Genomic DNA, 6,821 nt, shown 5'->3' on the forward strand with positions numbered 1-6,821 from the left:
TAAGAGAATATGAACCGAATTTAGGGTTGAATCAAGTTGGGAATTTCGGAGTGCGATTTTCCTTCTAATATTCCTATGATAGCATCCGCTGCGAGCAGGCCTATATCTTTACGCGTTTGGTAGCTTGCACTGGCAATATGAGGCGTTAATACGCAATTTGGGGCAGTTTTTAATTTGGGATGCAGTTTAGGTTCATCTTCAAAAACATCGAGCCCGGCTCCGCCAATAGTTTTATTATGGAGAGCATGAGCAAGAGCTTCTTCATCAACTACAGGGCCCCTGGATGTATTAATCAGGATAGTATTACTATTCATCACGTCCAGTATCTCGTGGTCAATTAAATGATGGGTATCATCTGTTAGGGGGCAGTGTAATGAAATGAAATTGGATTGCGACGCCAGTTCTTTAATAGAAGAACAATAGCTTGCATTGAGTTCTTGTTCAATTTCAGGGGAAACGCGACTTCTATTATGATAGCAAATGTTCATTCCCAGGGCTTTGGCACGTCGGGCTACTCCGGTACCAATACGTCCCATGCCTATAATTCCAAGTGTATTTCCATTTAATTCTGTACCTAAAAAGCCAAGGGGCTCCCAGTTTTCAAACTTTCCGTCCAACAGATATTCCTGAGCATCAAACAAACGGCGCGATACAGCTAACATTAACCCGATGGTAAATTCTGCACACGAGTCGGTTAGTACGCCGGGCGTATTCGCAACAGCGATATCCTCTTTTATAGCTGCTTTAACATTGATGTTATTGTAGCCAACGGCATGATTGGCAATAACTTTGAGATTAGTTCCTGCTGTAATGACATCCTCACTGATGGGGTTTGATAACATAGGCAGCAGGGCATCATAAGCTGGAATATCGTTGATGAGGGCCTCTTCGTTGTCATATGTGCCACTTTTGCCTACATCTACCTGGTATTGGTTTTCCAACTTTTCAATAACCTCAGGAATAATAGGTTCTGTGACGAGTACACGTTCACTCATAATTTAAACTAAATGGAGTACCGTTGATAAAAATTTGTTTATGTGAATTTAATTCTTCTTCAGTTATACCATCATACAGGTAAGAAAAAGGGGTCAGGGCCTGTGTGCACATCATATTTGGATTACGCCAGGCCGAAATATCCATAGAGAGAGAGTCGCCATCCAAATGGTGAGAAACAGCTCGTAATTTCGTGCATCCATCTGGAAACGTTCCGTGGATAAGAAGGGAGCGAGTATTGTTATGTTGAATCGTTTTCAGAGAATCAATATAAACTTTCGCCATTTCATTTGGCTCATCATCGGGCTGTTCAATAGCTACTAAGTGTTCGAGTGAGTCAATTTTATCACTGTTTTTTGACGATGAAGCGCACCCGATAATGAGTCCGGCAATAGATATAAAGATAAGCAATAAGCGCACGTTATTCGGTATCTTCTATTTTTCGGATGGGAGCATCGTTCCACATGCGTTCCAGGGCATAATATTCGCGTAATTCCTTTTTAAAGATATGTACTACAACATTTACATAGTCGAGAATTACCCATCGACGTGTTTCACGGCCTTCTTCTTTCCAAGCTTTCTCATTAAGCTGCTCCTTGGTTTCTTTGTTGACATTATCGGCAATAGCCTTGATTTGGACATCCGTGCTGGCATGACAAATAACAAACTTGTCTGCCAAGGTCGTAAGTTCATGAACATCAAGAACCGTAATGTCTTCAGCTTTTCGATCAAGCAAGGCTTCTCCGATAACTTCAATAAGTTTATCTGAGTCTACGGTTTTTTCTTTATTAGAACTGGTAAATTGCTGTTCTGTTTTAGGAGAGGTTTTGGTCATATGGTATGTACCATTAATTAAATTTTAGAGATTCATAATCAGAGCCGATAACGACTGTTGCATCAAGGTAAAAATCTTCTGAGGCTTCAATAAATACATGTTTTTCAGCTATTCCGAGCGCATCTGCTACCCGTTTAGCGTTTTCAGCATCAAAGGTACGGGCAATAACAACAGTATTCTCCATGTCAAAATTTTTGAAGTTGCCGGTTTCAACAACGTCAAATCCATTTTTTCGTAGGACAGACGTGAATTCATTGGCAAGGCCCGGAACCCCACATCCGTTAAGAACTTCAAGCTGGATAATATTACTAATGAGTTCTGGGTTTTCTGTGGCCCGTTGATTCTCGATTCGTGGATAGACAACACGTGTAAAAAGTCCAAAAATGAGGAGTGTTAATAATAGGCTTAGAAAACCAATAGAAGCATTTAGAGCAAAAGAATTCGTATCGCTATTCTTAGATGTCATTAATTACCGATTGTTCAAAAAATCAAAAGTTGCGACCGTAAAACGGTGAGCCGAAGGGATCATTTCTCATTCCGGACGACCAGGGATTCATCCCGTACCCATAATTGGGAACTTGTTGAAATTGAATACGAATATTACTTCGATCACTAATTTGATAATTAAGCTCCGCATTTCTAATCAGAAATTGTGTATCCATGCCATTACCGCTGTTATTGGGAGACATCATGCTGTTTCCAAAAGGAGAGTGTAGCAAAGATAAATCCACTCGTCCTGTCAAATCTTCCGAAAAGAAGAAGTGCATAGTATTGGTATAAGCATTCATGTTCTGGAACTGGCCTCCAAAGCTCGAAAACGTCATTGCGTATGAGTGATCCATCTGCATGTTGAACAGATTACTCCAGTCGGCTCCCTTACTGGGATCTTCTTGTTTGACGATTGGTCCCATCAAGTCAGTACTTCTGTTAGCGTCTGATCGTAGTTGGGCATGAGATATAGAACTCAGTCCAATCAAAAATAATAGAAGGAAGCTTACCGTTGATATAAATGCTGTTTTCTTTTTCATAAGAGGAATACCAGATTAAACTATTAACAGCTAAAATAACGCAAAAATCTTATATATAGTATAATAAAGTATGCATCTAAGATAAAGAGGGAGGCTTGTAAAAAGGTGATTTTTTTATATGGATGAATAATACTTTTTAAGCCCTCAATGCAATAGTAATATGTAAGGGATTTTTAGAGAAGTTTGGCCATGATGGAAGGGGGCAAATATTCACAATCCACCAATTCAGTAATTATCATGGCTAATTATTAAAGAGCGTTGAGAAAGCTTTATAGCAAAATATTGCCGTTTGTCCTGCGGAATAAAATAGAGTATATTTGGAACGCTTTTGAAGCTGACCAAAATAGTGGTTAAAGAAAATAAATAAAAGCCCATAGTTCGATAATGAAACTTACCGATTTTAAATTTGATACAGAAGATTTTAATGTTCCTGAAGAACCGGTACAGCCCCGAGACGCTGCAAAGTTGATGGTTCTGAATCGAGAGGATCAGTCAATCAAACATGAAACTTTTGCAGATATTCATAAATATCTCAACGAGGGCGATGTTTTAATTTATAATGATACCAAGGTTTTTCCCGCACGGCTGAAAGGAAAAAAGGAGAAGACAGATGCGGATATTGAGGTGTTTTTGCTTCGCGAGCTGGTACCCGAAAATATGTTATGGGATGTGCTTGTAGAGCCGGCACGAAAAATAAGGATTGGTAATAAGCTCTATTTTGGTCCAAATTTGATGGCTGAGGTTATCGATAATACAACCTCACGTGGGCGAACCATTCGATTTTTGTTTGAAGGTTCAAATGAAGAGTTATACCACATTTTAGATAATATTGGCGAAATGCCATTGCCTCCATATATCGAACGGGAAGCGCGAGAAGAAGATAAAGAGCAGTATCAAACTATTTTTGCCAAGGAGCGTGGTTCAGTTGCGGCGCCGTTTGCTGCTATGCATTTTACCGATGAGCTTGTTGAAAAGCTCAAGGATAAAGGCGTTGAGATGTTGCCTATTACCATGCATATCGGATGGGGGACCTTCCGTCCATGCGAAGTTGAGGACTTGACTAAGCACCGAACGGATTCTGAAAACTATTATATATCAGAAGAAACGTCAGCTAAAGTTAATGAAGCACTGGCTGATCCCGACCGCAAAGTTGTAGGATGCGGAACAACATCGGTTAGAACTATCGAAACCAGCATTACCGCCAGTGGTATTTCCAAGCCAGGTACTGGTTGGACTGACAAGTTTATCTTTCCGCCGTATGATTTTAAGATTACGGAAGGGGTGATCACGAATTTCCATCGTCCTGAATCAACAATGCTGATGTTGGGTGCGGCTTTTGCCGGTTATGATTTTCTGATGGAAGCGTATGAGGAAGCTCAGGAAAATGATTATCGTTTCTTCGCCTTTGGTGACTCAATGTTGATTATCTAACTGTGGCTACGAAAGCGCTTATTATCCCGGCTGCTGGTATAGGTAGCCGCATGCAAAAGGATATCCCTAAGCCCTTTTTGCAGTTGGGGGATTGTACTATTATTGAGCAGACGATTCAGCGATTTTCATCCCTTGATGGTTTAAAGCAGGTGATAGTACCAACATCCAAATCGTATTTGGGTGCAACAAAAGAAATTTTGCAAAAGGCGTTGCCGGCTGATGTTGAAGGTATTGTTTTGGTTGGCGGTAACACAAGACAGGAGTCAATACACAAAGCGCTTAAAGAGGCTGGGGATGTACACTTGATTATAGTACACGATGCTGTCCGTCCATTTGTAAGGCAAGAACATATCTGTAATTGTTGTGAGGCAGCTGATCTGAATGGAGGGGCAGTGTTAGGAGTACCAGCCAAAGATACTATCAAAAAGATTGATGGTAATCGGATTATCAGAGAAACGCCCTCTCGTAAATACTTATGGCAAACGCAGACTCCGCAAGTCTTTCAAAAGGAATTGTTGATGGAGGCGTATCAAAAAGCAAGCGAAGATGATTTTTTGGGGACGGATGATTCTTCATTGGTGGAGCGGTTAGGATATACCGTTGTAATGGTTGAGGGCGATCGCTCTAACTTTAAAATAACTTATCCACTTGATTTAGAACTTGCCCAATTATTGGTAGAAAAAGGACGAGGTTCGTAATGCGTATTGGTTACGGTTATGATGTACATCGTTTTGAGGACGGAGGTCCGTTAGTAATAGGTGGAGTTAAAATTCCTTTTGGAAAAAGTTTAGCCGGTCATTCTGATGCCGATGTTCTATTGCATGCTATTACCGATGCGCTGCTTGGCGCCTGTGCACTGGGAGATTTAGGGAAACATTTCCCGGACACTTCCAGCAAGTTCGAGGATATCAATAGTCGAATTTTGTTGCGGGATGCCTTAACCATGGTCCGCGAAAAAGGATACCTTGTGAATAATGTAGATGCTACAATCGTGACAGAACGTCCCCAAATGGCCCCGCATATAAATGAGATGCGTCAAGTTATTGCTGATGATTTGAAAGTTAATATCGATCAAGTATCCGTGAAGGCGACTACATCTGAAGGGTTAGGATTCGAGGGTAATGAGGAGGGGATTTCAGCGCGAGCAGTGATACTTCTAACTGAGCGGTAATCATGATTGATCAATTTATACAAGAGGCTGTTCAGCTTATTAATACTTTGCCGCCACTGAGTATTTATTTGGTTTTTTTTCTTGTAGCATACGTAGAAAATATTGTGCCTCCTATCCCCGGAGATGTGTTAGTAGCTTTTGGGGGATACCTTGCAGCGGAATCGGTAATAGGATTAGTACCTGTTTTAATACTTACAACTATTGCTTCGGTCGTTGGATTTATGAGTATGTATTGGATTGGCAGTCGGTGGGGGACGTTGATTGAAAAGAAGAAAAATAAGTTTTGGTTATTGCGATTTATCCCAATTAAATATCTTAATAAGGTCCAGAACTGGATGCAAAGGTGGGGAATGGGCGTAGTGTTGGCAAATCGTTTTTTAGCAGGTACGCGCTCGGTGATTTCGCTGACGGCTGGTTTGAGTCATACCCGAATAAGCAGCACAATTATCTATTCTACAATTAGTTCCCTTTTGTGGAATGGCATTTTATTGGGATTCGGTTGGGTCGTGCACGAAAACTGGCAGTTGATTGGAAAATATCTCTCAATTTATGGCCGAATTATTTTGGCAGGCATTGGATTGTTTATCGCTTTTAAGTTGATAAGGCATTACTACAGGAAATCAACCACGAAATAGCAATCCTTTCCGCCTCAGAAATAAAAAAGATTTATTTAGTAATTTTATGTTGACAAAAAAGAAAACTGTACTTAGTTTTGGAGTCTTTCGGCCAAGGGCTGATTGTTGCATTGGAACGTCGGCCTTTAGTCATAAAAAGATGCTCGATAAGCCAGCGTAGCTCAGGGGTAGAGCAGCTGTCTTGTAAACAGCCGGTCATCGGTTCGAATCCGGTCGCTGGCTCACTTGGTTCATCGAGTGTTTTTATTACGAGCCGAAATATTTGACATACTGATTTTTCGCGGGGGGATACCAAAGCGGCCAACTGGGGCAGACTGTAAATCTGTTGTCGTGAGACTTCGTAGGTTCGAATCCTACTCCCCCCACACTAAGCGGGCGTAACTCAATTGGTAGAGTGTCACCCTTCCAAGGTGAATGTTGCCGGTTCGACTCCGGTCGCCCGCTCAGCCCTACGCGGGAACGCACAAGCCGTTATAGCTCAGGGGTAGAGCACTTCCATGGTAAGGAAGGGGTCGTCGGTTCAATTCCGACTAACGGCTCTGCAAGTGCAGAAACAATTATTGATGTGATTCTGAACATTTAACTGTAAACTTATTTACTCATGGCAAAAGAGACATTTCAGCGAGATAAGCCACATGTAAACATAGGAACGATAGGTCACGTAGACCACGGGAAGACGACCACGACGGCGGCGATTACGACCGTAATGGCCAAGCACCACGGCGGGG

General features: G+C 41.5%; 10 protein-coding genes and 4 tRNA genes. 9 read left to right on the forward strand and 5 right to left on the reverse strand.

The window, feature by feature from the left end; all coding sequences use genetic code 11:
• Nucleotides 1–20 precede the first annotated feature (20 nt).
• The 5 genes from AAFH98_RS07295 to AAFH98_RS07315 are packed head-to-tail and all read right to left on the reverse strand — an operon-like array spanning nucleotide 21 to nucleotide 2,856.
• On the reverse strand, nucleotides 21–995 hold the full coding sequence (locus AAFH98_RS07295) for a 2-hydroxyacid dehydrogenase (protein WP_342522041.1): 975 nt from the start codon (nucleotides 993–995) through the stop codon (nucleotides 21–23).
• Nucleotides 988–1,413 carry a hypothetical protein gene (locus tag AAFH98_RS07300; protein ID WP_342522042.1) on the reverse strand — a complete coding sequence of 142 codons (426 nt, stop codon included), beginning with the start codon at nucleotides 1,411–1,413 and terminating at the stop codon, nucleotides 988–990. Before AAFH98_RS07300 ends, AAFH98_RS07295 begins: the two co-directional genes overlap by 8 nt.
• 1 nt (nucleotide 1,414) lies before the next feature.
• A complete protein-coding gene (rsfS, locus tag AAFH98_RS07305) occupies nucleotides 1,415–1,828 on the reverse strand; it encodes a ribosome silencing factor (protein WP_342522043.1) in 414 nt (137 codons plus the stop codon).
• 13 nt (nucleotides 1,829–1,841) lie between these two features.
• Complete coding sequence (locus AAFH98_RS07310) at nucleotides 1,842–2,294, reverse strand: LytR C-terminal domain-containing protein (RefSeq protein ID WP_342522044.1); 453 nt, start codon at nucleotides 2,292–2,294, stop codon at nucleotides 1,842–1,844.
• A 22-nt stretch (nucleotides 2,295–2,316) separates the two neighbouring features.
• Entirely contained in the window at nucleotides 2,317–2,856 is a 540-nt protein-coding gene (locus tag AAFH98_RS07315; RefSeq protein ID WP_342522045.1) for a hypothetical protein, read from the reverse strand.
• 384 nt (nucleotides 2,857–3,240) lie between these two features.
• Between AAFH98_RS07315 and queA the strand changes: the two genes are divergently transcribed.
• From queA to AAFH98_RS07360, 9 genes are all read left to right on the forward strand, one after another.
• Nucleotides 3,241–4,287: a tRNA preQ1(34) S-adenosylmethionine ribosyltransferase-isomerase QueA gene (gene queA, locus AAFH98_RS07320; protein ID WP_342522046.1), complete on the forward strand. Its 1,047-nt coding sequence runs from the start codon at nucleotides 3,241–3,243 to the stop codon at nucleotides 4,285–4,287.
• A 2-nt stretch (nucleotides 4,288–4,289) separates the two neighbouring features.
• Entirely contained in the window at nucleotides 4,290–4,985 is a 696-nt protein-coding gene (ispD, locus tag AAFH98_RS07325; RefSeq protein WP_342522047.1) for a 2-C-methyl-D-erythritol 4-phosphate cytidylyltransferase, read from the forward strand.
• Nucleotides 4,985–5,458: a 2-C-methyl-D-erythritol 2,4-cyclodiphosphate synthase gene (ispF, locus tag AAFH98_RS07330; protein WP_342522048.1), complete on the forward strand. Its 474-nt coding sequence runs from the start codon at nucleotides 4,985–4,987 to the stop codon at nucleotides 5,456–5,458. The genes ispD and ispF overlap by 1 nt, the downstream gene beginning before the upstream one ends.
• A 2-nt stretch (nucleotides 5,459–5,460) precedes the next feature.
• Nucleotides 5,461–6,093, forward strand: a complete 633-nt coding sequence (locus tag AAFH98_RS07335) for a DedA family protein (protein WP_342522049.1) — start codon at nucleotides 5,461–5,463, stop codon at nucleotides 6,091–6,093.
• A gap of 150 nt (nucleotides 6,094–6,243) precedes the next feature.
• Nucleotides 6,244–6,315 (forward strand) — tRNA-Thr (locus AAFH98_RS07340).
• 60 nt (nucleotides 6,316–6,375) lie between these two features.
• A tRNA-Tyr gene (locus AAFH98_RS07345) sits at nucleotides 6,376–6,458 on the forward strand.
• A gap of 6 nt (nucleotides 6,459–6,464) precedes the next feature.
• Nucleotides 6,465–6,537, forward strand: a tRNA-Gly gene (locus tag AAFH98_RS07350).
• A gap of 23 nt (nucleotides 6,538–6,560) precedes the next feature.
• Nucleotides 6,561–6,632 (forward strand) — tRNA-Thr (locus AAFH98_RS07355).
• Between the two features lie 62 nt (nucleotides 6,633–6,694).
• Nucleotides 6,695–6,821: GTP-binding protein (locus tag AAFH98_RS07360; RefSeq protein WP_342522055.1), on the forward strand; the 127-nt coding region annotated here is incomplete at its 3' end.

Source organism: Fodinibius sp. Rm-B-1B1-1 (assembly GCF_038594945.1).
Taxonomy (GTDB): domain Bacteria; phylum Bacteroidota; class Rhodothermia; order Balneolales; family Balneolaceae; genus Fodinibius; species Fodinibius alkaliphilus.

What these genes read in the sequence shown, in the direction of transcription:
- AAFH98_RS07295 (WP_342522041.1), bottom strand. Translation starts at nt 995, where the DNA reads ATGAGTGAACGTGTACTCGTCACAGAACCTATTATTCCTGAGGTTATT.
- queA (WP_342522046.1), top strand. Translation starts at nt 3,241, where the DNA reads ATGAAACTTACCGATTTTAAATTTGATACAGAAGATTTTAATGTTCCT.
- AAFH98_RS07315 (WP_342522045.1), bottom strand. Translation starts at nt 2,856, where the DNA reads ATGAAAAAGAAAACAGCATTTATATCAACGGTAAGCTTCCTTCTATTA.
- AAFH98_RS07310 (WP_342522044.1), bottom strand. Translation starts at nt 2,294, where the DNA reads ATGACATCTAAGAATAGCGATACGAATTCTTTTGCTCTAAATGCTTCT.
- AAFH98_RS07335 (WP_342522049.1), top strand. Translation starts at nt 5,461, where the DNA reads ATGATTGATCAATTTATACAAGAGGCTGTTCAGCTTATTAATACTTTG.
- rsfS (WP_342522043.1), bottom strand. Translation starts at nt 1,828, where the DNA reads ATGACCAAAACCTCTCCTAAAACAGAACAGCAATTTACCAGTTCTAAT.
- ispF (WP_342522048.1), top strand. Translation starts at nt 4,985, where the DNA reads ATGCGTATTGGTTACGGTTATGATGTACATCGTTTTGAGGACGGAGGT.